Origin of the sequence: Sorangium sp. So ce185 (assembly GCF_051526825.1) — a bacterium.
Classification (GTDB): domain Bacteria; phylum Myxococcota_A; class Polyangia; order Polyangiales; family Polyangiaceae; genus Sorangium; species Sorangium cellulosum_D.
Map to the genome: position 1 here is coordinate 3,815,924 of NZ_CP150316.1, position 24,044 is coordinate 3,839,967.

Below are 24,044 nucleotides of genomic sequence, written 5' to 3' on the forward strand. Positions count from 1 at the left end.
GCTGAGCGCGCGCGCAGCGCTGTGGACTCCCACGCTCGCTCGGCGCGGACACGCCTGGACATAAGCACGTCATGAACGTGCATGTCGGCTGCCAGTGTGATTGTCGAGCACGAGAGACGTAGAGCGAGAAATCCTACGAGGTTCGCAAGTACGGCGGCGCGAGCGGCGCGAGCGACCGACTCTCCTTCTCGCGCGCTGGACATCGCATCGGCAGCCGGGCAATACTTCTTTCATGCGCGTCGGCGACGTCGTCGGGCAGCGGTTCGAGCTCCTCACGCGCGCTGGCTCCGGCGGCATGGGGGAGGTGTTCCGGGCCCTCGATCGGGCGACCGGCGAGACGGTCGCCCTCAAGGTGGTGCTCGGCGAGGGCGCGCACGAGGCGCGGTTCGAGCGGGAGGCAAGGCTCCTGTCGGAGCTCTCCCACCCGGGCATCGTGCGGCACGTGGCCCACGGGAGGGCCTCGTCGGGCAAGTCCTATCTCGCCATGGAGTGGCTCGAAGGCGAGGATCTCGCGCGGCGCCTCCTGCGCGGCCGGCTCAGCATCGAAGAGACGCTGACGCTCGGGGTCAAGGCCGGCGAGGCGCTCGCGGCCGCGCACGCCCACGACGTCGTCCACCGCGATCTCAAGCCGAGCAACCTGTTCCTCGTCGACGGGCAGATAGACCAGGTGAAGATCCTCGACTTCGGGATCGCGCGCCGGCTCGACGCGACGCCGATGACCCTGACGGGGGTCGCCCTCGGGACGCCGGCCTACATGGCCCCGGAGCAGGCGCGCGTCGGGTACAACGCGCTCACGCCGCGCGCCGACGTGTTCGCCCTCGGCTGCGTGCTCTTCGAGTGCCTCACGGGCAGCCCCGTGTTCGTCGGCGAGAACATCCCCGCGATCCTCGCGAAGATCCTGTTCGGCGAGGTCCCCGCGGTCCGCTCGCTCCGCCCCGAGGTCCCCCCGCAGCTCGACGCGGTGATCCACCTGATGCTCGCGAAGGAGCCGGACGAGCGCCTCAGCGACGGCGCGACCGTCGCCGTGATCCTGAGCACCCTGCGGTCCGCCGGCTGCGGGCCCCCGCGCGGGGTCGCGTCGGAGCGCCCCGAGGCGCTCACCTCGAGCGAGCTGCGGCTCTTGTCCGTGCTGCTCGTGGGGAAGGAGCCAGCGCCGGTCGAGGCCGACACCGCGCCGCTCGACCAGACGCTGCAGGTGACCGTGGACGCGCAGCTGCGGCAGGTCGTGCAGGCGCACGGCGGGCACATGGAGGCGCTCGCCGACGGCTCGGCGGTGATCGCCATCGTCGCGAGCCGGGACGCGACCGATCAGGCGGCGCACGCGGCGCGCTGCGCGCTGGCGCTGCGGAAGCTGGCCCCGACCCGGCCGATGGCGCTCTCCACGGGCCGGGCGCACATGGCGCGGCACCTGCCGATGGGGGAGGCGATCGATCGGGCCGCGCGGCTGCTCGGCGCCTGCGAGGCGCGGCGGGCGGTCCAGCGGCACCCCGACACGCGCCCGCGGCCGATCGCGATCGACGACGTGACGGCCCGGCTCCTCGGCGCGCGGTTCGAGGTGTCCGGCGAGGGCGAGCGGCGGGAGCTCCACGGCGAGCGCGACCTCGCGGGCGGCGCGCAGACGCTGCTCGGCAGGGCGAGCGCGTGCGTCGGCCGGGATCGCGAGCTGCTCACGCTGCAGACGATCTTCGCCGAGTGCGTCGAGATGCCGGTCGCCCGCGCCGTGCTCGTGACGGCGCCCCCCGGCGTCGGCAAGTCCCGGATCGCCCACGAGTTCACGCGCGCGCTCCGCGCCGAGGGCGGCCCGGTCGAGATCTGGACCGGCTGCGGCGACGCGCTGCGCGTCGGCTCGGCGTTCGGCCTGCTCGGGCAGGCGATCCGCGGCGCGTGCGGCATCCACGGCGGCGAGGCGGCCGCCGCCCGCCAGCAGAAGATCGTCGCGCGGGTCGCGCGGCACGTCCCCGGCCCCGACCGCGAGCGCGTGGCCGTGTTCCTCGGGGAGATCGCCGGCGTCCCGTTCCCGGGCGCCGAGAGCGCGCTGCTGCGGGCGGCCCGCGACGACGCGGAGACCATGAGCAAGCAGATGCGCCGCGCGTGGGAGGACTTCCTCGCCGCCGAGACGTCGGCGCGCCCCGTCCTGCTCGTGCTCGAGGACCTGCACTGGGGCGATCTGCCGACCGTGCGCTTCGTCGACGCGGTGCTCGGCGCGCTCGGCGAGCAGCCGTTCATGGTGCTCGGGCTGGCGCGCCCCGAGGTCCGCGAGCTGTTCCCGTCGCTCTGGAGCGGGCGCGCGCTCAGCGTGCTTCACCTCGCGAAGCTGCCGAAGAAGGCGTGCGAGCGCCTGGTGCGCCACGCGCTCGGCGAGGAGCTGGACGCGGCGACGGTGGCGCGCCTCGTGGCGCACGCGGACGGCCACGCGTTCTACCTGGAGGAGCTGATCCGGGCCGTGGCCGAGGGCAAGGGCGACGTGCTGCCGGAGACGGTGCTGGCGATGGTCCAGGCGCGGCTCGCCGCGCTCGACGGCGACGCGCGCAAGGTGCTGCGCGCGGCGAGCGTCTTCGGCGACGTCTTCTGGCGGGGCGGCGTCGAGGCGCTGCTCGGGAGCGCGGAGCCGTGGGCAGCTCCGCACGACGTGCTCTCGGAGCTCTGCGACGGGGAGGTGATCGTCCGCCGCAAGGAGAGCCGGATCCCCGGGGACGAGGAGTTCATGTTCCGGCACGCGCTCCTGCGGGAGGGGGCCTACGAGATGCTCACGGACACCGATCGCGTCCTCGGGCACCGGCTCGCGGCGACGTTCCTGGAGCAGAACGGCGCGAGCGATCCGACGATGCTCGCCGAGCACTACGAGCGGGGGCTCGACCTCTTGCGCGCGGGGAGCTTCTACCTGCGCGCGGCCGAGCAGGCGCTGCGGGGGAGCGACGCGGACGCGGCGATCGCGCGCGCCCGGCGCGGGCTCGAGTGCGGCGTGCCGGACGCGGTGCAGCTGAGCCTCCTCGGCGTGCTCTCGGAGGTGCACGCGTGGCGCAGCGAGTGGGACTACGCGCTGCTCTACCTCGAGCAGGCGCAGCGCTTCCTGACGCCCGGGAGCATGCCGTGGGTGCGGACGGTGCCGGCGAAGATCACCGCGGACATCCACCTCGGGCGGATGGACGAGTTCACGGCGACGGTGCGGGCGCTGCAGGCGGTGGAGCTCGCGCCGGAGGCGACGGGGGTGGCGGCGTTCGCGCTCGGGGTGGGGAGCTACTACGCGGCCCAGCTGGGCGAGTTCCGGCTCGCCGAGGCGCTGACGCGGCGGGTGCGCGAGGTGGCGGAGCCGGTCGCGGATCGCGAGCCCGTGGCGCGCGGGTGGCTGCAGATCGCGCACGCGTTCCACGAGGCGTGGCGGGACGGGGATCTGTGGGCGGGGCTGTGCCAGGCCGAGGCGGCGCGCGCGAGCTTCGTGCAGGCGGGCTACTGGCGCGGGTCGATCGTGTCGCAGGTGGCGATCGGGATGAACGCCCGGCTGCTCGGCGATCTCCACCGGGCGGAGCGCGAGCTGTTCGAGACGATGTCCGCGGGCGAGGAGCTCGGCCCGGTGTCGTGGCTGCGGACGTTCCTGCGCATCGAGATGCTGATCGATCGCGGCGCGCTCGACGGGGCGCGGGACGAGACGGGGGCGATGCTCGGGATGGGGCTGGAGCGGCGCAACCCGCTGCAGCAGGGGTTCGCGCGCTGGGCGCTCGCGAGCCTGCTCCGCCGCGAGGGCGATCTCGAGGCGGCGGAGCGCGAGGCGCTGACCGCGATCGATCTGCTCGCGTTCCTGCCGCTGGAGCAGGCGGGCGCGCGGGCGCTGCTCTCCTCGATCCGGCTCGCCGCGGGCCGCGTCGAGGACGCGCTCGCCACGGCGACGGAGGTGGTGTCGGCGCACGATCGCTGGGGCGCGCCCGGCTACAAGGGCACGTTCGCCCGCCTCGTCCACGCGGAGGCGCTCCACGCGGCGGGCGAGCGCGAGGCCGCGTGCGCGGCGATCGCCGGCGTGGGCGAGCGGCTGCGCGCGCGGGCGGAGCGGCTGCCCGCGGCGCACCGCCGGAGCTTCCTCGGGGAGATCCCCGAGAACGCGCGCGTGCTCGAGCTGTCGCGGCAGTGGCTGCGCGCCGCGAGCTGAGGCGGCGCGCCGCGCGGCCTGCGCGTGGTAGAACGACGCGTGCTCTCTTCCATCCCGGTGGGCGCCGCGCGGCGCGATCCCGTCGCGGCGGGGGCTTGGCTGTGGCTTTGCGGGGCGCTGGCCGGCGCGTGCGGCGCCGGGGCGATCGGTTGCGCGGAGAGCGCGCCCGCCGCGCCGGCGAGGGGGGCGCGGGTCGCCTCGACGGCGCACGCGGCGTCGGCCGCATCGACGGCGCCGGCGGCGAGCTCCGTGCCTGCCGCCGCGCCCGCGCCCGCCGGCGCGCTCCCCGTCGCTCCGCCGGCCGAGCGCGAGCGATCTGGCGATGCGTCACCGCGCGAGCGCTGGGTCGGGACGCTGGAGCTGACGAAGGGCGCTCAGCCGCTCATCGCCGGGAGGATCCTGTCGCGGGAGGACGCCGAGCGCTGGCTCGGTCCCGACTGGCGTTCGCTGACCGGTCAGCGCGTTCGCGTGATGGCGGTGCTGCGGGACCACGTCTGTGAGCCGCACGCGCAGTGCATGACGGGAGGACGCATCCCGCTGCTCGAGCAGGTCGCGTCCGTCGAGGTGTGCAGCGGCGCTGAGGCCGCTGGACGGACGGATGTCGTCGACTGCGCGCCGTCGCCTGCTCAGGCCGCGCGCTGCGAGGCCGAGTGCCGCAGCCTCAGCGACGGCTGCGATCAGCGCGCCGGCGACCGCGGCGCGCTGCGCCGCTGCGGGTGCGCCAAGATCTCCTGCGAGCGGGGCTGCGAGGAGACCGGCGAGCCGCTGTTCGCGTGCAGGTGAGGCGCTCGCGCTGCGCGGCGCTCGTGCCAGCGAGAGAATTTGAACCCCAGAGGCACAGAGGGCACAGAGGGATGAAGAGATTCTGAGCTTTCTCTTCTGTCTTCCTCTGTGCCCTCTGTGCCTCTGGGGTTCAATCTCTCGAGCTCAAACGACGGCCTCGGCGCTCCGGAGCGAGGGCTGGGGGACAAAGCGGCGAAGGCCGCCCGGCTCTCGCCAGGCGGCCCTCGCGGGCGCGCTTCCGCTGCGCTGGATCAGGCGCCTTCGCGCGCCAGGACCGGCGACGGGGCGGGCGCGGAGGAGGTCGGGGGGATCGACTCGACCGCGTGCGCGCTGCCCTCGCCGAGCGCGTAGGCCTCCTCGCCGTGGAGGATGCCGTCGAGGCCCTCGTCTTCCGTCTCGGGGTCGACCCGGAAGCCCATCACCGCGTTGATGCCCTTCACGAGCACGAAGGTGACCAGCGCCGCGTAGCCGGCCGCGACCGCGGCGGCGATCACCTGCTCGGTGAGCAGCGCCGAGTTGCCCTTGATGAGGCCGTCCTGGCCGGCCGAGTTCCACACCTTGGAGGCGAACACGCCGGTGAGCAGGGCGCCGAGCAGGCCGCCGACGCCGTGGATGCCGAACGCGTCCAGGCTGTCGTCATAGCCCAGCTTGCCCTTCAGCATCACCGCGCCGTAGCACACCGCGCCCGCCGCGAGCCCGATCGCGACGGACGCCATCGGCCCGACGAAGCCCGCGGCCGGCGTGATGGCGACGAGGCCCGCCACGAGGCCCGACGCGACGCCGAGGAGCGACGGCTTGCCGAAGCGCACGGCCTCGATGAGCGCCCAGGCGAGCGCGCCGATGGCGGCCGCGATGTGCGTGTTCACGAACGCGACGCTCGCGAGCCCGTTCGCCGCCAGCGAGGAGCCGCCGTTGAAGCCGAACCAGCCGAACCACAGCAGGCCGGCGCCGAGCAGCGTCATGGTGAGGTTGTGCGGCACGATCTTGCGCGTCGGGTACCCCTTGCGCTTGCCGATCACGATCGCCATCACGAGCGCGCTCGCGCCCGAGGCGAGGTGCACCACGGTGCCGCCGGCGAAGTCGAGCGCGCCGCGCGCGAGGAGCCAGCCGCCCGGGTTCCAGACCCAGTGGCAGATGGGGCTGTACACCGCGAGCGACCAGAGCAGCGTGAACACCACGTATGACGAGAACTTGATGCGCTCGGCATAGGCGCCCGAGATCAGCGCCGGCGTGATGATGGCGAACATCATCTGGAACGCCATGAACAGGAGGTGAGGCACGGTCGTCCCGGCGCGCGGCTCGGTGCCGACGCCGTTCAGGAACGCGTAATCGAGGCCGCCAATCAACCCGCCCTTGGATTCGGCGAACGCCATCGAGTACCCGATGGTCACCCACGCCAGGGTCACGATGCCCATGGCGAAGAAACTGTGCATGAAAGTGCTGAGCGTGTTCTTGGTTCGGACCATGCCCCCGTAAAACAGGGCCAGCGCTGGCGTCATCAGCAGGACCATTGCCGACGAGACCAGGAGCCAGGTGGTGTCCGAGGCGTTGATTTCGTTCACTGGTGGCCTCCTCGACGGCGAAGGTAAGAGGAGGCAGTTTTCCGGAATGTTTCGCCGGCATGTACTTCACGAGCGCGTGAATCATGCCGCCACGACGCAGCGAGTCAGGCCGCGTGGGCTCCCTGACCGCCGGCGCGCGGGGCGGACCGGTGTTTCCAGCGGGTCGATGGATTTGCAGTGCGGCCACCTGCCGGTGGGGTCACCGCCACTCGGGGTAGAGGGCCTTCCCGGTCTCGAGGAGGCTCTTCATGCTCGACAGGATGGCGGGCCAGCCGTTGCTGATGGCGGGGAGCACCTTGCTGTTCTCCGCGAACTGGTCGTGGGTGAGGGTGAGCTTCACGTGCGCGCCGAACTGGGCGAGCTCGAAGGTGACGCGCGACGGGCGTTCTCCGAGCACGTTGCCGAAGGTATAGGCGAGGAGCTTCGGCGGCTCGGCCTTGAGGACCTCGCCTTCCCAGTCGAACGAGCCGTCTTCCTTGACGTGCTTCACGGCGGACCCGGGCTTCCACTCGGACTGGATGGTCCTGCCGCCCCAGTATTGCCGGGTGAACTCTCCGGTGGTCAGCGCCTCCCACACCTTGTCCAGGGTCGAGGCGATGTACGTGACGTAGACGAACTCGGGTTTACTCATCGTTGCTCTCTCCCTCCAGCGCGCGCTTGAGCGCGTCGAGCGCCCGCACGCGCTGGCGCTCGTATTTGCCTATCCATCGCTCGTAGATCTCGCCGATCGGCGCCGGGTTCAGGTAGTGGAGCTTCTCCCGCCCCTGCCAGACGACGGCGACGAGGTTCGCGTCCTCGAGCACGGCCAGGTGCTTGCTGACCGCCTGGCGTGTCATGTCCAGCCCTTCGCAGAGCTGCCCCAGCGTCTGCCCGTTCTCGGCGTGCAGCCGATCGAGCAGCTTCCTGCGGCTCCGATCCGCGAGCGCCTTGAAGACCTTGTCCATCGAGCCGCTCACCGGCCCCATCATGCAACCGATCGGTTGCCTGTCAATATGCAACCAATCGGTTGCATGTCAAGCAAGTCCGCGATCGCTCCGCGCGACGGCCGAGGGTCTGTGCTCTCGAGGGGTCTGATCTCCGCCGCCCCTCTGCACATCGGTAGGCCCGAGGGGGGTGAGCTCGTGCGGGCGCGGGGTGGGGGATGGGCCGATGTTTGAGCCTGAGCCATGGGTTAGCCGGCGAAGCCGGCTGGCCCATGGCTCAGGCGAGTTCGGCGGGGCCCCCACCCCGCGCCCGCACGAGCTCACCCCCCTCGGGCCGGGCGTTTCTGTACCCGGCGCGCTGGCGCGGCGAGCCTAGCCGCGCCCGCTCGCCTCGATGCTCTCCCGCACCCGATCGAGCGCCCCCCGCACCTCGGGATCCCGGTCCATCTCCGCCGGCGGCGCCGGCAGCCGCAGCGACCAGTTCTCCGGCCCCACGGTCCCCGGCGTGTTGACCCGATCCCGCGTCGCGAGCACGTCCTGCACGAGCAGCAGCACGAGCTCGCTCTTCGACCCGTGGATCAGGTCGAGCAGCGCCCGGTGCGTCTCCTTCGTGAACTCCCGCCCGAACTCGTGCCGCCGCGGCGCGAGCTGCGGCAGATCGAGCACCCCCGCGCGCTCCCGGTCGTCCCGCGACTCCCACCACGCCACCACCGAGTCGGTGTCGTGCGTCCCGAAGCACGCGACCGAGAGCGGCGGGTATTCCGCCGGATTGCGGAACACCACGTCGTCCTTCTCCCAGATCAGCACCTTGTACCCCGGCACCCCGAGCGCCGTCAGCGACGCCCGCACCCACGGCGGCACCGCGCCGAGATCCTCGGCCACGAGCTGCGCCCCGGTCTCCGCCGCCCCCTCGATCATCGCCCGCACCACGCGCTCGCCGTGCTCGCGCTGCTCCGGCTCCTCCGCCGGATCGAACGTCGCCCTGGGCCGCTCGCCCCCCTGCCCCTGGCTCTTGCGCTCCGGGAAGATGTACGTCCGGTAGAAGCCGACCAGGTGATCGATCCGGAACCGGTCGCAGAGCAGCCCCGTGTAGCGGCAGCGCCGCCTTAGCCACGCGAAGCCGTTCTCGCGCATCCGGGCCCAGTAGTACGGCGGGAGCCCCCAGTTCTGCCCCTCCGTGTCGAACTGATCCGGCGGGGCGCCGACCGACATGTCGTGCCGGAACTCGTCCTGGTGCGCCCACACGTCGGCGCTGTCGCGCGACACCATGAACGGGAGGTCGCCCATGATCTCGACCCCCTTCTCCCGGAGATCCGCGCGCGCCGCCTCCCACTGCGTGTGCGCGAGCCACTGGACGTACTCGTAGTAGAGGATGTCCCGCGCGCGCTCCTGCCGCAGCCCGTCGAGCGCCTCCGGCCTCCGCTCGCGGATCTCCTCGGGCCAGTCCCACCACGCGACGCCGCCGAAGCCGTCCTTGAACGCGCGGAACTGCGCGTAGTCGGGCAGCCAGTCCGACTGCCGCTTCACGAAGTCGGCCAGCTCGGCCGCGCGCGGCGTCTGCTTCGCGTGGTGCTCCCGCTCGAACCGGTCGAAGGCGAAGCGCAGCGCCCGCCCCTTCACGCGGCGCACGAGATCGTAGTCGACGCGCGCGCTCTGCTTCGCGCGATCGAGCGCCGCCGCGTCGTCGCCGAGCGCCTCGCCGTAGAGCTCCGGCGGGAGCTCGGGCACGGCCGAGAGCGAGATGTACATCGGGTCGATGCCGAACGCGGAGAGCGCCATGTACGGCGACGTCTCGCCGCCCGACACCTCGCCGAGCGGCAGGAGCTGCACGAGGCGGAGCCCCGCGCCGCGCATCCACGCGGCGAACTCGGGGAGATCACCGATCTCGCCGATGCCCCACGAGCGATCGCTGCGGAGCGAGAAGAGCGGCACCGTCACGCCGGAGATGCGACGGCGCGCGCCGGACGAAGGAGGCGAGCTCTGGGACGAGCCCTGGGACTGGTTTTCGGCAGAGGGAGAAGACATGGGCGTTTTTCGCTTGGCTCCAGGCGTTCGGGGCGGAGTCTATCCCGGCTCGCGCGCTTGGCGATGCTCCATCTGTTCGTCGGGCCGCCCCGGCGCCGCCGCGTCATGCCCCTGCCTGTGCGCGTCGGCGCAGGACCGGGCAGGCGCGGAGGCGGCGCCTGATCCCGGCGGCGGGCGGCGCCCGATCCCGGCGGGCGATCCGGGCCCTGGGGGCGAAAAATCGAGCCGGCCGCGCTTGTGTCTCGACAGCGGCGCCGATTTCGCGAATAGGGCGACTCCACAGGTTTTTCCGATGACCAGACGCATATGGCCCGGCACGCCGACCCCCCTCGGCGCCGTCTATGACGGCGAGGGGGTCAATTTCACGCTGTTCTCTCAGTCCGCCACGAAGGTCGAGCTCTGCCTCTTCGAGGCCGTCGACGACGTCGTGGAGCGCGAGCGCATCGAGCTCCCCGAGCGAACGGCCCACGTCTTCCACGGGTACGTGCCGGGGCTCAAGCCCGGCCAGCTCTACGGCTACCGGGTGCACGGGCCGTACGATCCGCGCTCCGGGCACCGCTTCAACCCGGCGAAGCTCCTCGTCGATCCGTACGCGTACGCGCTCTCCAGCGAGCCGAACTGGAAGGCGCCGCTCTTCGCCTACGACCGCGGCGGGCCGTCCGAGCGCGGCGACGGCGGCGGCGGCCGGCCCAAGGACGCGGGGCGCGACGGCGCGGCGGCCGAGAAGGGCGAGGGCGGCCGCGCGGGCAAGTCGGGCGAGCGCCAGCCGCGCGTGAAGCAGGGCGCGTCGACGCCGCCGCCGCCGCCGACCGCGCTCGACGACCTCGAGATCTGCCACCGCGACAGCGCCTGGGGCGCGCCGAAGTCCGTGGTCGTCGACCACCGCTTCGCGTGGGACGGCGACCGGCCGCCGGCGACCCGCTGGCAGGACACGATCATCTACGAGGTGCACGTCAAGGGGTTCACCCAGCGGCACCCCGGCGTCCCCGCGCACCTGCGCGGCAGCTACGCGGGGCTCGCCTCCGAGGCGGCGATCGCCCACTTCAAGAAGCTCGGCGTCACCGCGCTCGAGCTGCTCCCCGTGCACGAGATGGCGAGCGAGCGCGAGATCTGGGAGCGCGGGCACATCAACTACTGGGGCTACAACACGCTCTCGTACTTCGCGCCCGCGGGCCGCTACTCGTCGAGCGGGCGGCTCGGCCAGCAGGTGGCCGAGTTCAAGGCGATGGTGAAGGCGCTCCACGCCGCCGGCATCGAGGTGATCCTCGACGTCGTCTACAACCACACCGCCGAGGGCAACCACCTCGGCCCGACGCTCTCCCTGAAGGGGGTCGACAACTGGGCCTACTACCGGCTCGTGCCGCACAACCCGCGCTACTACATGGACTTCACGGGCTGCGGGAACACGGTGAACACGCGCCATTACCAGACGCTGAAGCTGGTGATGGACAGCCTGCGGTACTGGGTGACCGAGATGCACGTCGACGGCTTCCGCTTCGACCTCGCGTCGGCCCTGGCCCGCGGCCACCACGACTTCGACCGCCTGAGCTCGTTCTTCGACATCATCCACCAGGACCCGGTCCTCTCTCGGGTCAAGCTCATCGCCGAGCCGTGGGACGTGGGCGAGGGCGGGTATCAGGTCGCCAACTTCCCCGTCCTCTGGACGGAGTGGAACGATCGCTATCGCGACTCGGTCCGCCGCTTCTGGAAGGGGGATCTGCTCGCGGCCGACCTCGGCTACCGGCTCACCGGGTCGAGCGACCTGTACGCGTCGAGCGGGCGCCGGCCGTACGCGAGCGTGAACTTCGTGACGGCGCACGACGGCTTCACGCTGAACGATCTCGTCTCGTACAACGAGAAGCACAACGAGGCGAACGGCGAGGGGAACCGGGACGGCACGAACAACAACCACAGCTACAACCACGGGGTCGAGGGCCCCTCGAACGACCCGGCGGTCGTCGAGCTGCGCGAGCGCCAGAAGCGCAACCTCCTCGCGACGCTGCTCCTCTCGCAGGGGGTGCCGATGATCAACGCCGGCGACGAGATCGGCAGGACGCAGCTCGGCAACAACAACGCCTACTGCCAGGACAACGAGCTCTCGTGGCACGACTGGGATCTCGACGAGCGGCGGCGGCAGCTGTTCGAGTTCACCTGCCGGCTCATCGCCCTCCGGCGCAGCCAGCCGGTGCTGCGCCGGCGGACGTTCTTCTCGGGCGGCTACGTGCACGGGAGCGGGCTCAAGGACATCGTGTGGTTCCGCCCCGACGGCGGCGAGATGACGCCGGAGGACTGGACCCACCCGAACGCGCGGGCGATCGGCTACCTGCTCGGCGGCGACGCCCTCTGGTCGTGCGGCCCGCGCGGCGAGCCGATCACGGGCGACACGCTGCTCGTGCTCATCAACGCGAACCACTCGCCGCTGGAGTTCGTGCTGCCCGCGATCGAGTTCGGCGAGCGGTGGGAGGTGCTCATCGACACCCGCACCGCCGCGGAGCCGGCGCGCACGGTGCCGGCGAGGGCAGGGGGCGAGCGCTACCTGCTCGTCGACAGGTCCGTGGCGGTGCTGCGGCTCCTGGAGCGCAAGGAGAAGAAGAAGGTCAAACGCGTGAAGGCGCGGACGTAGCCGACTGGCCACGACGCCCCCGCGCCCCGCGCGGCCGGTGATCCGGCCGCCGGGGTGGGCTTCGACGACCGGGCGCAGCGCCGCCTGCGGCAACCCAAGAGGGCGCCTGCCAACGCTCGCCCTCGCCGCGGTGGACGCGGATGCACCGGGGGAGAGCCCCGAGCGCAGCCCGGAGATCTCAATATCACTCCAATTTTCTGATGTCGCCCCGGGAGCCGGGGTCAAATATCACTATTGGTTAAATTTTCTTATGCTCGCCCCAGGAGCCAGGGACGAGCGCGGCGCCACCGGCGTCGCGGCTCGGCCTACGCGCGTGTTCGCGACGTGGGCCAGCTCTCCGCGACAGGCGGGCATGCCGCCTTGCATCATTTGTTAACGTTAACATGAGAAACATGTTAGAATTCGGCGGATATCGATCGCTGTTGACATGTGAAATGTTAGCGTTCACAATGTTCCTCAACAGGTCGCCCGCGTGTCCGCGCGCCCCGCGTGTCCGCTGCGACAGCGGTGGATACCGTCGGCTCGAGGTTTCCGCGGGCTGGCCATCCATCATTACTCATTACTTACGCCTACTCAAGAGGATAGGGATGCGTACGAAGACTATTCGGATGCGTTGGCTCGGCTTTCCTTCGTTCGCCGCCCTGCTCGCGGCGTGCTCCGGCGGCGCCGACCTCGGCCCGACGCCGGAAGGAGACGGCGGCAGCACCGCCGATACAACCTCCGTGGCGACGGGCACTGGCGGCGGGGCGCCGATGGCCACGGTGGGAGCCACGAGCAGCAGCTCCACGAGCAGCAGCTCCACGAGCGGCGGCGCCACGAGCGGCTCGGGCGGAGACGCCACGACCGGCACCGGCGGTGGCCCGGTCGGCGTCGAGCCGGACGCGATCACCGCTCCGGAAGGCACGATCCCGAACACGCCGATGCCGGCGAACAAGGTCAACCTGCCGCGGGACAAGTGGCGAGATGGCCTGGTGTCGCCGACGCTCGAGGCGGGCCACCACCAGAACCAGCCGATCGTCGTCAACGGCTACGTTCAAGGCGCCGGCAACGCCGAGATCGTCTTCTACGACATCGCCGATCCGGCCAATCCGAAGATGCTCTCGCGCAAGCAGAGCCCTGGCTTCGATCCCAGGGGAGGGCCCAAGGGCGTCGGCGAGGCCGAGTCGCATCAGACCTCGCTCGGCCGTTATGGCGACAAGTTCTACCAGGTCACCACCTCGGGCACCGGCGTCGACATCTGGGACGTCACCGACGCCCGCGCGCCGCGTCACGTGAGGCTCGTCAAGCTCGACGGCGTCAACTACGGGGACTTCACCGACGCCGTCTGGGGCATGTACTGGCAGGGCAGCGTCATCTACATCGGCGGCACCAACACGGGCCTGCACATCCTCGACGCTGCGGATCCCGAGGACGTGAAGTTCGTCAAGAAGATCCCGATCTCGCAGTTCGGCGGCGTGAGCGCCGGTCCGCTGTGGGCCGTGGGCAATACGCTCGTCATCACGACGCCCAAGGACAACGGCGGCATCGCGACGATGGACATCAGCGATCCGATGAACCCGGTCGCGCTCGACTTCATCACCCCGAGCAAGAGCTACATCTGCGGCCTGTACGGCAAGCACGTCTACGTGCAGTCGCCGCTGCGCGTGTGGGACGTGCTGACCGACCCCACCGACATCGGCTCGGCCAATTCGCCCATCGCCACGCTGCCCGACTCGGCGTTCAGGGCCAAGGGCTACCCCGCCGGGTCCGAGTACATGAGCTTCTCCGACGGCACGATGTTCCTCGGTCACCTGCGGCCGGACGCCGGGGTCTCCAAGATCGACGTGCGCGACATCCATAAGATGTCGATCCAGAGCCGCGTCTGGGGCCGGCTCGAGTTCACGAACGGCGACGACCAGTTCTCGATCCCGGTCGGCAGCCTGCTGGTGCTGGCCGACGACGAGCTGCCCTACCGCGGCATGGTCATCGCCGCGCACTCCACCGAGCCGGACACCACGCCCCCGGCGGTCGACACGGTGCTGCCGAAGAACGGGGCGACGGGGCTGTCCAGGAAGTCGCGCATCGGCCTCAGCCTCACCGACAACGTCGAGATCGCCACGGTTCACCACGGCAGCTTCATCGTGAGGCCGGTCGGCGGGCAGCAGGTGAAGGGCAAGTTCGGCCTGTACATGGGCATCGTCAACTTCGATCCCGACGAGGACCTGATGCCGAACACGACCTACGAGATCGTCCTGCCGAAGGACGGTATGAAAGACCTCGTGGGCAACGGCATCGCGGCCGAGTTCAAGTCGACGTTCACGACCGGTCCCTGAGTCATGCGCTCGCTCCCGAAGCTCCTCGGTCTGCTCGGAGGCATCTGCTCGGTCGCGGCCTGGCCGGCCGAGGCGCTGGCCATCACGGCCAGCATCGCCGACCGCGCGTCCTCGGTCGCCGGCGAGGCCGTCACGTTCGACCTGACGATCGCCGACGCGGTCGGCCCCGTGCAGGTGCGCTGGGACATGGGAGACGAGACACGCACCGAGTTCACGGTCGACGACGTGCAGCAGGTGCACACCTACGCCGCTCCCGGCCACTACCCGGTGCTGGCGACGGTCAAAGACGATGTCGGGTTCACCAGCGTCTCGTTCGTGCACACGGTGCATCGGCCGCTCGTCGCGGGGAGCGCGGCGGGCTCGACCGACCTCGTGTACGACCCGCCGAACGCGAAGGTCTACACGGCCAATTACGAGAACGACAGCGTAAGCGTGCTCGATGCGAGCGCGCTGACCAAGATCGCGGAGGTGCCGGTGGCGCGCGGCCCGGTCGGGCTCGCGCTCACCGCGCAAGGCAAGCTGTGGGTGCTGCACCGGGATGCGCACTCGGTCTCCATCCTCGACACCGCGTCGCTCTTGGTGGAGCGCGAGATCGCACTGCCGTACGCGTCGCAGCCGATGGGCCTCGCGATCAGCCCGACCGGAGACGCCGCGTATGTGACGCTGATGGCGGTCGGCAAGGTGCTGAAGCTGGACGTGGCGAGCGGCGCCGTCGTGGCCGAGCTCGCGCTCGGCGGTACGCCGCGGGGCGTCTCGGTGTCGCACGACGGCGCGCAGATCTACGTCACGCGCTTCCTCTCCGAGGACAGCCACGGCGAGGTGGCGCGCATCGACGCGGCGACCTTCCAGGTGAGCACGCGCTTCGCGCTCGCCGCGGACACCACGACGGAGGACACGGACCAACAAGGGCGCGGCCTGCCGAACTACCTGTTCTCGGTGGGGCTCTCGCCCGACGGCGCGTTCGCGTGGGTGCCGGGCAAGAAGGACAACATCTTTCGTGGGCCATTCCGCGATGGGCTCGACCTCACCGACGACAACACGGTGCGTCCGCTCGTGGCGCTGCTGAACCTCGCGGAGGGCGTCGAGGACGTCGCGCGGCGCATCGATCTGGACGATCGCAACCTGCCGAACCAGGTCGTGTTCACGCCGCTCGGCGACTATGCCTTCGTCAGCGTCGCCGGCTCGGCCCTGGTGGAGGTCCGCGACGCCTACACGGGCGAGTTCGTGACCGCGCTGAAAGAGACGGGCTTCGCGCCGCGCGGCCTGGCGCTGACCGAAACCAACAAGCTGTTCGTGCACGCGTCGCTCAGCCGCGCGGTGACGGTGTACGACGTCGCCGACATCGTGAGCTCGCACGACCTCATCACCAAGAAGCTTGTCGAGATCCCGACCGTCGCCGTGGAGAAGCTCGATCCGCAGGTCTTGCGCGGCAAGCAGCTGTTCTTCAACTCGGCCGATATCCGCATGAGCGACCAGGGCTACATCAGCTGCGCGTCGTGTCACTTCGACGGCGCGGAGGACGGGCGAGTCTGGGACTTCGGCAGCGCGGGGGAGGGGCTCCGCAACACCGTCTCGCTGCTGGGGCGGCGCGGCACGGGCCACGGCAACGTCAACTGGAGCGGAAGCTTCGACGAGATCCAGGACTCGGACGACAACATCCGCCACCTGTTCGGCGGGAAGGGCTTCCTGACCGCCGAGCAGCTCGCCGTGGGGACCGTCGGCACGCCGCGCGGCGACAAGAAGGCCGGCCTGAGCCCCGAGCTCGACGCGCTGGCGGCGTTCCTCGGCTCGCTCGACACGTACCGCCCGAGCCCCTATCGCAACCCCGACGGCTCGCTCACCGAAGACGGCGTCGCGGGTCGCGCGATCTTCAAGCGCCTGGGCTGCGATTTCTGCCACACGGGGCTCGACGGGACCGACAGCGCGCGCGGCAAGCTGCACGACGTGGGCACCGTGAAGCCGTCCTCCGGGATGCGCGCCGGCGAGCCGCTGCTCGGCATCGACACGCCGACCTTGAACGGCGTGTGGGAGACCGCGCCGTACTTGCACGACGGCTCCGCGCCGACGCTGCGCGACGTCCTCGTCACGGCCAACCCGGAAGATCGCCACGCCTTCATCAGCGGGCTCAGCGAAGCCGAGCTCGGGCAGCTCATCGCCTATGTGCAGCAGCTGGACGGCACCGTCGACGCGGGGCCGAGCGAGGGCGAGGCGCCGGGCGAGGCGCCGAGCGAGGACGGAGGCTTCTTGGGCCTGGGCTGCAGCGCGACGGGCGGGCCTGCCGAGCGCCGCGCGCCGCTCCTGGCCTTCGCGCTCATTGCCGGTTGGATGACGTTCGGCGCCCGCCGCAGGAGGCCGTCATGAAGTACCTTCCGAGCCTGTGCCTGGCTTCGCTGCTGCTGTCGGGCTGCGTCGTCGGCGAGATCGGCGAGGAGCTCGCCACGGACCAGGCGACGATCGACTGGGACACGCTGCCGCCCGTGAGCGCTCCCGACCCGGAGCTGTGGAGCCTGCCCACGCGCGAGGCGCAGTACCGCGCGTTCTGCGCGTCGCCGCGCGGCGACAGCTTCTTCCGGGCGGTGTGCGCCACGCCGCGGCCGAGCATCACCGACTTCGCCAGCTTGCTCAAGGTCGCGAAGCTCGACGAAGATCGCGCCTTCGCGCTCACCGGCAACTCCACCTCGCTGGTGAAGAGGGCCGTCTCGGCCGTCAATCCGCGCATCATCATCTTTCCGCGCGTGTCCGAGATGCGCGAAAGGCCGGCTGAGATGACCGCGCTCGGCTTCGTCCGCGGCGAGCCCTTCGTCGAGATCGTGAGCCGCGATCTCTCGACCGGCGACTACAACTTCTACCTGTTCACGTTCGAGCGGCAGTGCGACTACGACGGCGGCTGCGATCTCGCGAGCCTGCTCACCGAAGAGGTGGAGCACGGCTGGACCGCGTTCAGCGTTTACAGCGAGGAGGACGTCGAGAATACGTCGTTCGACTGTCGCTCGTGCCACCAGCCCGACGGCCACGGCACGAGGAAGATCTTGCGCATGCAGGAGCTGGAGTTCCCCTGGATGCACTGGTTCCCGCAGCGCTTCGTGCAGCGCACGGAGTCCGATCGGGTGCTCACGGCGCAGTTCGCGGAGGCCCACGCGCACGACGCGCAGTACGGCGGCATCCCCATCGCGACCATCCAGAATGCCATCGACGAGGGCAGCGGCGCCCACCTCGAGGCGCTGCTCGCCGCCGAGGGCCAGTCGGCGCAGCCGAACGCGTTCGACCCGCGCATCGAGGCCGAGATCGAGGTCGGCCCGTCGAGCCCGACCTGGGAGAAGCAGTTCGCCGTGTCGCTGGCGGGGGACTCGATCTCGGTGCCTTACCCGCTCGTGGACGTGACGGATCCCGCGCTCCGCGCGGAGCGGACCCGGTCCTACCTCGACGTGGTGACGGGGGCGGCCCCGCGACAATCCCTGCTCGATTCGCGCGACCTCTTCTCCGCGGACGCGAAGGTGAAGCTGGGCCTGGTGCCGCCGCCGGGGGCGAGCGGGCGCGCCGTGCTCACGCAGCTCTGCTCGCGCTGCCACGACGGTCGCGTGAACCCGGCGCTGAACCGCGCCAGGTTCAACGTGAAGAACCTGGACGGCATGTCGCGGGAGACCAAGGACGCGGCCATCCTTCGCTTGCAGGAGCCGGCGACCTCGCCGCTGCGCATGCCGCCCTGGCGCGCTGCCGACCCCCTGCCGCCCGCGGAGCTCGCCGCGGCCATCGAAGAGCTGCGCAAGTAGCGCTGTCGACCCGTCGGCCTAGGGCCGGATTTGAACATGAAGGCGGGAAGGCGGGAAGAAAGATCATTGATCTTCCTGCCTTCCCGCCTTCATGGGAATCACTCCGGGGCAAATTGGGCCACCACCTCGGCCGGCGAGGCGCTACCCCGTCAGCGACTCCGCCTGCGCCGCGGCCACCCACTCGGCGAGCCCCGGGTGCCGCCACATCGTCTCGGCGTACTCCGCCGCGGCGCCCGTGAGCGGGACCGCGTACGTGCGGAGCCGCGTGACCACCGGGGCGAACATTGCGTCGGCGATCGTGAAATGCCCGAACAGGTAGTCTCCCTTGTCGCGGTGCGCCGCCCGGCACTCGCTCCAGATCGACGTCACGCGGCTGATGTCGGCGTCCGCCGCCGCGTCGTGCGCGATCGGGGCGATCTCCCGGCGAAGATCCATGGACATGGCGCTCCTCAGCGCCGCGAACCCGGAGTGCATCTCGCTCGACACCGACCGGGCCAGCGCGCGCGCCGCGCGGTCGGCCGGCCAGAGCCGCGCCTCGGGGAAGAGCTCGGCGACGTACTCGCAGATCGCGAGGGAGTCCCAGAGGACGAGATCGCCGTGCCGCAGCGCCGGGACGCGCCCCGACGGCGAGCGCCGGAGGAGCGCCTCGCGCGAGCCCGGCTGATACAGCGCGATGACCTCCTCCGAGAACGGCGCGCCCGTGTGCTTCAGCGCGAGCCAAGCGCGGAGCGACCATGTCGAATACGTCTTCGTACCAAGATACAGGACCAGCGGTTCCATGACACCTCCCGTCGGCTCGCCGCCCTGCGACGAACGCGGCGGGTTCTATCTCATGCGCTGGCGCGCGTCTCGTCCGAACGCGCCGCCGGCGCCTCGCCCACGAGCTGACCGAAGTCCATCTTGATCACGCGATCCGCCAGTCCGAAATACTTCTCATCGTGGCTGATGACGATGATCGTCTTGCCGCTCGACCGGAGCTCCGCGAGGATCTGGCGGTAAAAGACGTCCTTGAACACGGGATCCTGGTCCGCCGCCCACTCGTCGAACAGGTAGATCGGCCGGTCCTCCAGGTACGCCGTGAGCAGCGCGAGGCGCTTTCTCTGCCCCTGCGACAGCGACGTCGTCGAGAGCGCGCCCCCCTCGACAGACACCTTGTGATCGAGCTGCAGGCGAGAGAGATACCCCCGCGCACGCCGGGTGAGCTCCGGAGAGTCGAGCCCGATCAGGCGCTCGAACAGGTGGAAATCGAAGAACACCACCGAGAAGAGCTGCCGGTAGGCCTGCCGGTTCTTGTCCGTGATCGCCTCGCCGTCCAGCCGGATCTCGCCCGCCTCGGGCGTGTACAGGCCGGTGATCAGCTTCGCCAGGGTCGTCTTGCCGCTGCCGTTGCCGCCGACGAGGAAGATCAGCTCGCCGCGCCGCACGGTGAGGTGGATGGGGCCCAGCGTGAAGCTGTCGTCCTTGCCCTCGGACCGGTAGGCGTGGGTGACCCCGGCGAGCTCCAGCCGCTTCCACTTCTCGGGGAGCGGGGCCGGCGCCTCGGCCTCGCCCGCGTCGACCGCGAGGCCCGCGCCGAGGTCCTCGACCTTCTGCACGGCGATGCCCGCGCGGCTCAGCGCCGGGAGCGAGCCGATGAGGACCTGCATCGGCGTCATCAGGTAGAGGAGGATGATCGCATATCCGACGAGCGTCTCCGCGCTCGCCACCTGGAAGAGCGGCAGGACGAAGAGCGTCACGCCGATGATGGCGAACACCATCCCCTGGCCCCACCCGTTCGCGGCGGTGAGCGCGACCATTCCGCGCAGGTTGCTCGCGTGGACCGCCCCCGCCTCCTCGTCGAGCGACGTGGCGAGGAACGCCTCGCGGCGCCGCGCGTGGAGCTTCAGCTCCTTCACGCCGCGCGTGAGCGCGCGGAACGTCTTCATCAGCTCGTCGGTCGCCTCGCGCGCGCGGCGGAAGTGGCGAGTCGCCCGGCTCATCGGGAGCTGGTACCCGACGACGCCGAGGACGATGAGCGCGACCACCGAGGCCAGCATCACCGGCGACAGCCACCCCAGGTAGAGGAGGCCGCCGACGACGATGACCAGGTTGATGCAGATGATCGGGATGTGCTGCAGCGTGGCGGTGATCACCGGGACATCGTCCGTGAGCACCGTGAGCATCCGCGGCGGGCCGATCTCCTCGAGCTGGCGGAGCGGGGCGCCGAGGATCTTGCGGCAGATCTTCACCCGGAGATCGAAGAGCGCCCCCTGGCTGAGGCGCGTGAGCAGGATCTCCGAGTGGTACCGGGCGAACGGGAGCAAGAGGCAGACGGCGGCGAAGGCCCACATCACCGCGCCGCGCTCGCCCTGGAGCGCCTGGTTGATCAGCACGAGCAGCGCCGTGTTGCAGGCGCCGCAGAGCACCCCCGCGAGGACCGCGAGGACGAGGATCCGCCGGGAGTAGCCGGCGATGAAGGCGATGAGCTTCATGGACGATCGGGGGGGGCGGGGCGCTCTCCCCGCGCCGGCGCGGCGCCGCGCGCGCGGGCGGCCGCGACGAGGATCTGGCCGAGCGAGATGCCGCCGTCGTTCGGGGGGACCAGCCTGTGGCAGTGCGGCGCGAGCCCCTCCCGCGAGAGGCGGCGGAGCGCGTTGATCACGACGAACTCGTTCATGAAGACCCCGCCGCTCATGACCACGCGGCGCACGTCGTACCGCTCGGCCAGGCGCAAGCACACGTTGGCGATCACATCCACCACCGTCGAGTGGAACCGGCGGCTGAGATGTGCCGGCGTGGCGCCATGCTCCTCGGTCGCGCGCAAGAGATCGCGCACGAGCGGCCGGTAGTCGACGACGAGCCGGCCGTCCCGCTCCTCGATCCCGTAGTCGAGCGGGGGCGCGGTGCCGAAGTCCCGCTCGAGCAGCGCCTCCAGCTCGATGGCGGCCTGCGCCTCGTACTCGACCTCGTGGCAGACGCGGAGCAGCGACGAGACGCCGTCGAACAGCCGGCCCATGCTCGTCGTCGCCGTCGCGTTCAGCCGCCGCTGCGCCATCTTCACGAAGACGTCGCGGCGCTCCTCCGGGATGTCCGCGAGCGCCGGGACGCGGACCCCGCCGAGCTCGTCCCCGAACGTCTCGACGAGCAGCGAGATGGCGACGCGGATGGGCTCCTTGACCGCCTTGTCGCCGCCGAGGAGGTACATCGGCCGGAGGTGCCCGGCCCGCACGAAATCGCGGTAGTCGCCGACCAGGAACTCGCCGCCCCAGATCGTGTTGTCGAGGCCGTAGCCCGAGCCGTCGAAGATGACGCCGATCACCCGCTCGTTCAGCCCGTTCTCGGCCATGCACGCCGCCATGTGGGCGTGGTGGTGCTGCACCGTCGTGACCTGCATACCGCTCCGGTCCTTCGCCGCGCGGGTGGAGCGGAACGCCGGGTGCATGTCGCAGGCGACCGTGTCCGCCTGCACGGACAGGAGCCGCTGGACGTGCGACGAGCAGTCGACGTGGGCGCCGAACGTCGAGTCGTTCTTCAGATCGCCGATGTGCTGGCTGATGAAGACCTGGTTGTCCTTGCCGACGGCGACGGTGGTCTTGAGCTCGCCGCCGAGGGCGACGACGGCGCCGACGCCCTGGGACAGGTGGATCGGGTACGGGGCGTAGCCGCGCGAGCGCCGGATGAAGGAGAGGAGCGGGCCGTCGAGGCCCTCCGCCTCGGTGAGCCGGACGACCGAGTCGTCGACGCGGGTGCGGATGTCGCGGTCGTGCAGGACGAAGTAGTCCGCGATGTCGCGCAGCTGCGCGAGCGCCGTGTCGTTGTCGAACGCGATCGGGTGTCCGGACAGGTTGCCGCTCGTCATGACGAGGACGTCGAGCGCCGGGTCCTCGAGCAGGAGGTAATGCAGCGGCGTCGACGGGAGCATGACGCCGAAGCTCGGGTTCCTGGGGGCGACCGCGTCGGGGAGGGAGCCGGGCCGCCGGCGCAGGAGCACGATCGGGCGCTGCCGGCTCTCGAGCAGCGCCCGCTCGGGCGGGCTGAGGGCGACGTAGCGGCTCGCCGCCTCGCAGTCGGCCACCATGATCGCGAACGGCTTGGCGTCGCGGCGCTTGCGCCGGCGCAGCTCCCGCACGGCCGCCTCGTTGCGCGCGTCCGCGACGAGGTGGAAGCCGCCGAGGCTCTTGACCGCGAAGAGCGCGCCCTCGCGCAGCCGGGCGATCGCGAAGCGGACCGGATCCTCGGCCGCGATCGGGGCGCCGAGCCGATCGGTGAGGGTGAGCCGGGGGCCGCACGCGGGGCACGCGTTCGGCTGGGCGTGGTAGCGCCGATCCTCGATGTCCTCGTACTCGCGCGCGCAGGCGGGGCACATCGGGAAGCTGCGCATCGTGGTCTGCGACCGGTCGTACGGCATCTCGCAGATGATCGAGTAGCGCGGCCCGCAGTGGGTGCAGTTGATGAACGGGTAGCGATGCCGGCGGTCCGCGGGGTCGCGCAGCTCCCGCAGGCAGTCGGCGCACACGTCCGAGTCGGGCGGGATGAGCGTGTCCGTGTAGCGCAGATCGACGCTGTCCTTGATGTGGAAGTCGTCGTACCGCGGGGCGGGCTCGGCCAGCGCCTCCTCGCGGACGGCCGTGATCCGGGCGAGCGGCGGCGGCGACTCGACGAGGGCGCGCAGGAACGCCTGGATCTCGGCGTCGCCGGCCTGCAGCTCGAGCAGCACGCCCTGAGAGTCGTTGAGGACCCAGCCGCGCGCGCCGACGGCGCGCGCGAGCCGGTGCACGAACGGCCGGAAGCCGACGCCCTGGACGATGCCCGAGACCCGGAAGCGGCGGGTCACGAGCGCCGGCAGCGGCTCAGCAGAGTCGCGGGAGTTCGGCTCCATAGAGCTCCTCGAGCAGGGTTTGGGTCCCATCGGGCTCGATCATGGAGACGGCCGGCGCCGGGGCGCTCTTGACCTCTCCGATGACCGCCGCGTTGCGGCCGTACGGGTGCGCGCGGAGGATCCCGAGCACGTCGCCCGCCTTGTCCGCCTCCACGAAGAGGCAGAGGCACCCCTCGTTGGCGAGGTGGATGAGGTTGATGCCGAGCATGTCCGCGGCCATGACGGCCTCCGGCAGCACGGGCAGCGCCGCGCGCGCGAACGAGAGCTCCGCGCCCGAGGCGCGGGCGAACTCGTGCAGGACGGCGCACAGGCCGCCGCGGGTCACGTCGCGGATCGCCGTGACGGCGCCCTGGGGGACGCCCCGGAGGACGGCGTCGATGAGGCCGTTGAGCGGCGCGCAGTCGCTCTGCACCCGCTTCTCGAAGCCGAGGCCCTCGCGCACCGAGAGCAGGTGGATCGAGTGGTTGCCGAGCTGCCCGCTCACGATGATCTTGTTGCCGGGCTTCACGGCGCGGCTCACGAGCGGCGGGCGCTCGAAGACGCCGACGCCGGTCGTGTTCATGAAGAGCCGGTCGGCCTCGCCCTTGCCGACGACCTTCGTGTCGCCGGCGACGATCTTCACGCCGGCCTCCCGCGCCGCGTCGCGCGCCGACTCGAGGGCGCGGACGAGCGAGGCGATCGGGAAGCCGGTCTCGATGATGAGGCCCAGGGTCAGGTAAAGCGGCCTCGCGCCGCTCACCGCGAGATCGTTGACCGTGCCGCAGACGGCGACCTTGCCGATATCGCCGTTGCCGAAGAACAGCGGCGTGACCACGAACGAGTCCGTGGTCATGGCGATCCGGCCCGCGGGCACGTCGAGGATCGCGCTGTCCTCCATCGCGCCGATGTACGTGTCGCCGAGCGTGGCGGCGATCCGCTCGACGAGCTCCCGGCTCAGGCGGGCGCCGGTCCCGTGGTCGAGGACGACCTCTTCGTTCTCTCTCGCGTGTTCTTTCGTCATGTGAGGCTCCAGCGTTGACTCCGCAGGTGTGCGGTGAGGGGGTGTAA

The 24,044-nt window shown here is 71.0% G+C and carries 14 protein-coding genes; 6 read left to right on the forward strand and 8 right to left on the reverse strand.

Features of this window, described 5'->3' with window-relative positions; genetic code table 11:
* Positions 1–232: 232 nt before the first annotated feature.
* Complete coding sequence (locus WMF26_RS14255; RefSeq protein ID WP_438000784.1) at positions 233–4,141, forward strand: protein kinase domain-containing protein; 3,909 nt, start codon at positions 233–235, stop codon at positions 4,139–4,141.
* 39 nt (positions 4,142–4,180) lie between these two features.
* Positions 4,181–4,924 (forward strand): hypothetical protein, encoded by a 744-nt coding sequence (locus WMF26_RS14260; RefSeq protein WP_438000785.1) that lies wholly within the window; start codon positions 4,181–4,183, stop codon positions 4,922–4,924.
* Positions 4,925–5,175: 251 nt separating this feature from the next.
* Here the strand turns inward: WMF26_RS14260 and WMF26_RS14265 are convergent, their stop codons facing one another.
* From WMF26_RS14265 to WMF26_RS14280, 4 genes are all read right to left on the reverse strand, one after another.
* Positions 5,176–6,486: an ammonium transporter gene (locus WMF26_RS14265; RefSeq protein WP_437337589.1), complete on the reverse strand. Its 1,311-nt coding sequence runs from the start codon at positions 6,484–6,486 to the stop codon at positions 5,176–5,178.
* 199 nt (positions 6,487–6,685) lie between these two features.
* On the reverse strand, positions 6,686–7,117 hold the full coding sequence (locus WMF26_RS14270) for an SRPBCC family protein (RefSeq protein WP_437337590.1): 432 nt from the start codon (positions 7,115–7,117) through the stop codon (positions 6,686–6,688).
* Complete coding sequence (locus tag WMF26_RS14275; RefSeq protein WP_061623556.1) at positions 7,110–7,430, reverse strand: ArsR/SmtB family transcription factor; 321 nt, start codon at positions 7,428–7,430, stop codon at positions 7,110–7,112. Before WMF26_RS14275 ends, WMF26_RS14270 begins: the two co-directional genes overlap by 8 nt.
* Before the next feature lie 351 nt (positions 7,431–7,781).
* The gene (locus WMF26_RS14280; protein ID WP_438000786.1) at positions 7,782–9,434 is read right to left on the reverse strand and encodes a 4-alpha-glucanotransferase; all 1,653 of its coding nucleotides are present in this window, start codon (positions 9,432–9,434) and stop codon (positions 7,782–7,784) included.
* A gap of 292 nt (positions 9,435–9,726) precedes the next feature.
* On the opposite strand from WMF26_RS14280, the gene glgX reads away from it, so the two are divergent.
* The 4 genes from glgX to WMF26_RS14300 all read left to right on the forward strand — a co-directional run bounded on the left by glgX (position 9,727) and on the right by WMF26_RS14300 (position 18,139).
* Positions 9,727–12,057, forward strand: coding sequence for a glycogen debranching protein GlgX (gene glgX / locus WMF26_RS14285; protein ID WP_438000787.1), 2,331 nt, complete (start codon positions 9,727–9,729; stop codon positions 12,055–12,057).
* 608 nt (positions 12,058–12,665) lie between these two features.
* Complete coding sequence (locus tag WMF26_RS14290; RefSeq protein ID WP_438000788.1) at positions 12,666–14,369, forward strand: Ig-like domain-containing protein; 1,704 nt, start codon at positions 12,666–12,668, stop codon at positions 14,367–14,369.
* Between the two features lie 3 nt (positions 14,370–14,372).
* The gene (locus WMF26_RS14295) at positions 14,373–16,730 is read left to right on the forward strand and encodes a PKD domain-containing protein (protein ID WP_438000789.1); all 2,358 of its coding nucleotides are present in this window, start codon (positions 14,373–14,375) and stop codon (positions 16,728–16,730) included.
* The gene (locus WMF26_RS14300) at positions 16,727–18,139 is read left to right on the forward strand and encodes a c-type cytochrome (RefSeq protein WP_438000790.1); all 1,413 of its coding nucleotides are present in this window, start codon (positions 16,727–16,729) and stop codon (positions 18,137–18,139) included. Before WMF26_RS14295 ends, WMF26_RS14300 begins: the two co-directional genes overlap by 4 nt.
* Positions 18,140–18,280: 141 nt before the next feature.
* Here the strand turns inward: WMF26_RS14300 and WMF26_RS14305 are convergent, their stop codons facing one another.
* From WMF26_RS14305 to hypE, 4 genes are read right to left on the reverse strand one after another with little or no spacing between them, the layout of a single operon-like run.
* Positions 18,281–18,919 carry a glutathione S-transferase family protein gene (locus WMF26_RS14305; protein WP_061623547.1) on the reverse strand — a complete coding sequence of 213 codons (639 nt, stop codon included), beginning with the start codon at positions 18,917–18,919 and terminating at the stop codon, positions 18,281–18,283.
* 50 nt (positions 18,920–18,969) lie between these two features.
* Positions 18,970–20,610 carry a cyclic peptide export ABC transporter gene (locus WMF26_RS14310; protein WP_438000791.1) on the reverse strand — a complete coding sequence of 547 codons (1,641 nt, stop codon included), beginning with the start codon at positions 20,608–20,610 and terminating at the stop codon, positions 18,970–18,972.
* Positions 20,607–22,997, reverse strand: coding sequence for a carbamoyltransferase HypF (gene hypF / locus WMF26_RS14315; RefSeq protein WP_438000792.1), 2,391 nt, complete (start codon positions 22,995–22,997; stop codon positions 20,607–20,609). The genes WMF26_RS14310 and hypF overlap by 4 nt, the downstream gene beginning before the upstream one ends.
* Positions 22,969–23,997: a hydrogenase expression/formation protein HypE gene (hypE, locus tag WMF26_RS14320; RefSeq protein WP_437337598.1), complete on the reverse strand. Its 1,029-nt coding sequence runs from the start codon at positions 23,995–23,997 to the stop codon at positions 22,969–22,971. The genes hypF and hypE overlap by 29 nt, the downstream gene beginning before the upstream one ends.
* Positions 23,998–24,044 lie beyond the last annotated feature (47 nt).

Bases quoted from the DNA above. Each gene is read 5' to 3' on its own strand.
- WMF26_RS14255 (WP_438000784.1), top strand. From the start codon at position 233: ATGCGCGTCGGCGACGTCGTCGGGCAGCGGTTCGAGCTCCTCACGCGC.
- WMF26_RS14270 (WP_437337590.1), bottom strand. From the start codon at position 7,117: ATGAGTAAACCCGAGTTCGTCTACGTCACGTACATCGCCTCGACCCTG.
- WMF26_RS14275 (WP_061623556.1), bottom strand. From the start codon at position 7,430: ATGGACAAGGTCTTCAAGGCGCTCGCGGATCGGAGCCGCAGGAAGCTG.
- WMF26_RS14280 (WP_438000786.1), bottom strand. From the start codon at position 9,434: ATGTCTTCTCCCTCTGCCGAAAACCAGTCCCAGGGCTCGTCCCAGAGC.
- glgX (WP_438000787.1), top strand. From the start codon at position 9,727: ATGACCAGACGCATATGGCCCGGCACGCCGACCCCCCTCGGCGCCGTC.
- WMF26_RS14290 (WP_438000788.1), top strand. From the start codon at position 12,666: ATGCGTTGGCTCGGCTTTCCTTCGTTCGCCGCCCTGCTCGCGGCGTGC.
- WMF26_RS14295 (WP_438000789.1), top strand. From the start codon at position 14,373: ATGCGCTCGCTCCCGAAGCTCCTCGGTCTGCTCGGAGGCATCTGCTCG.
- WMF26_RS14300 (WP_438000790.1), top strand. From the start codon at position 16,727: ATGAAGTACCTTCCGAGCCTGTGCCTGGCTTCGCTGCTGCTGTCGGGC.
- WMF26_RS14305 (WP_061623547.1), bottom strand. From the start codon at position 18,919: ATGGAACCGCTGGTCCTGTATCTTGGTACGAAGACGTATTCGACATGG.
- WMF26_RS14310 (WP_438000791.1), bottom strand. From the start codon at position 20,610: ATGAAGCTCATCGCCTTCATCGCCGGCTACTCCCGGCGGATCCTCGTC.
- hypF (WP_438000792.1), bottom strand. From the start codon at position 22,997: ATGGAGCCGAACTCCCGCGACTCTGCTGAGCCGCTGCCGGCGCTCGTG.
- hypE (WP_437337598.1), bottom strand. From the start codon at position 23,997: ATGACGAAAGAACACGCGAGAGAGAACGAAGAGGTCGTCCTCGACCAC.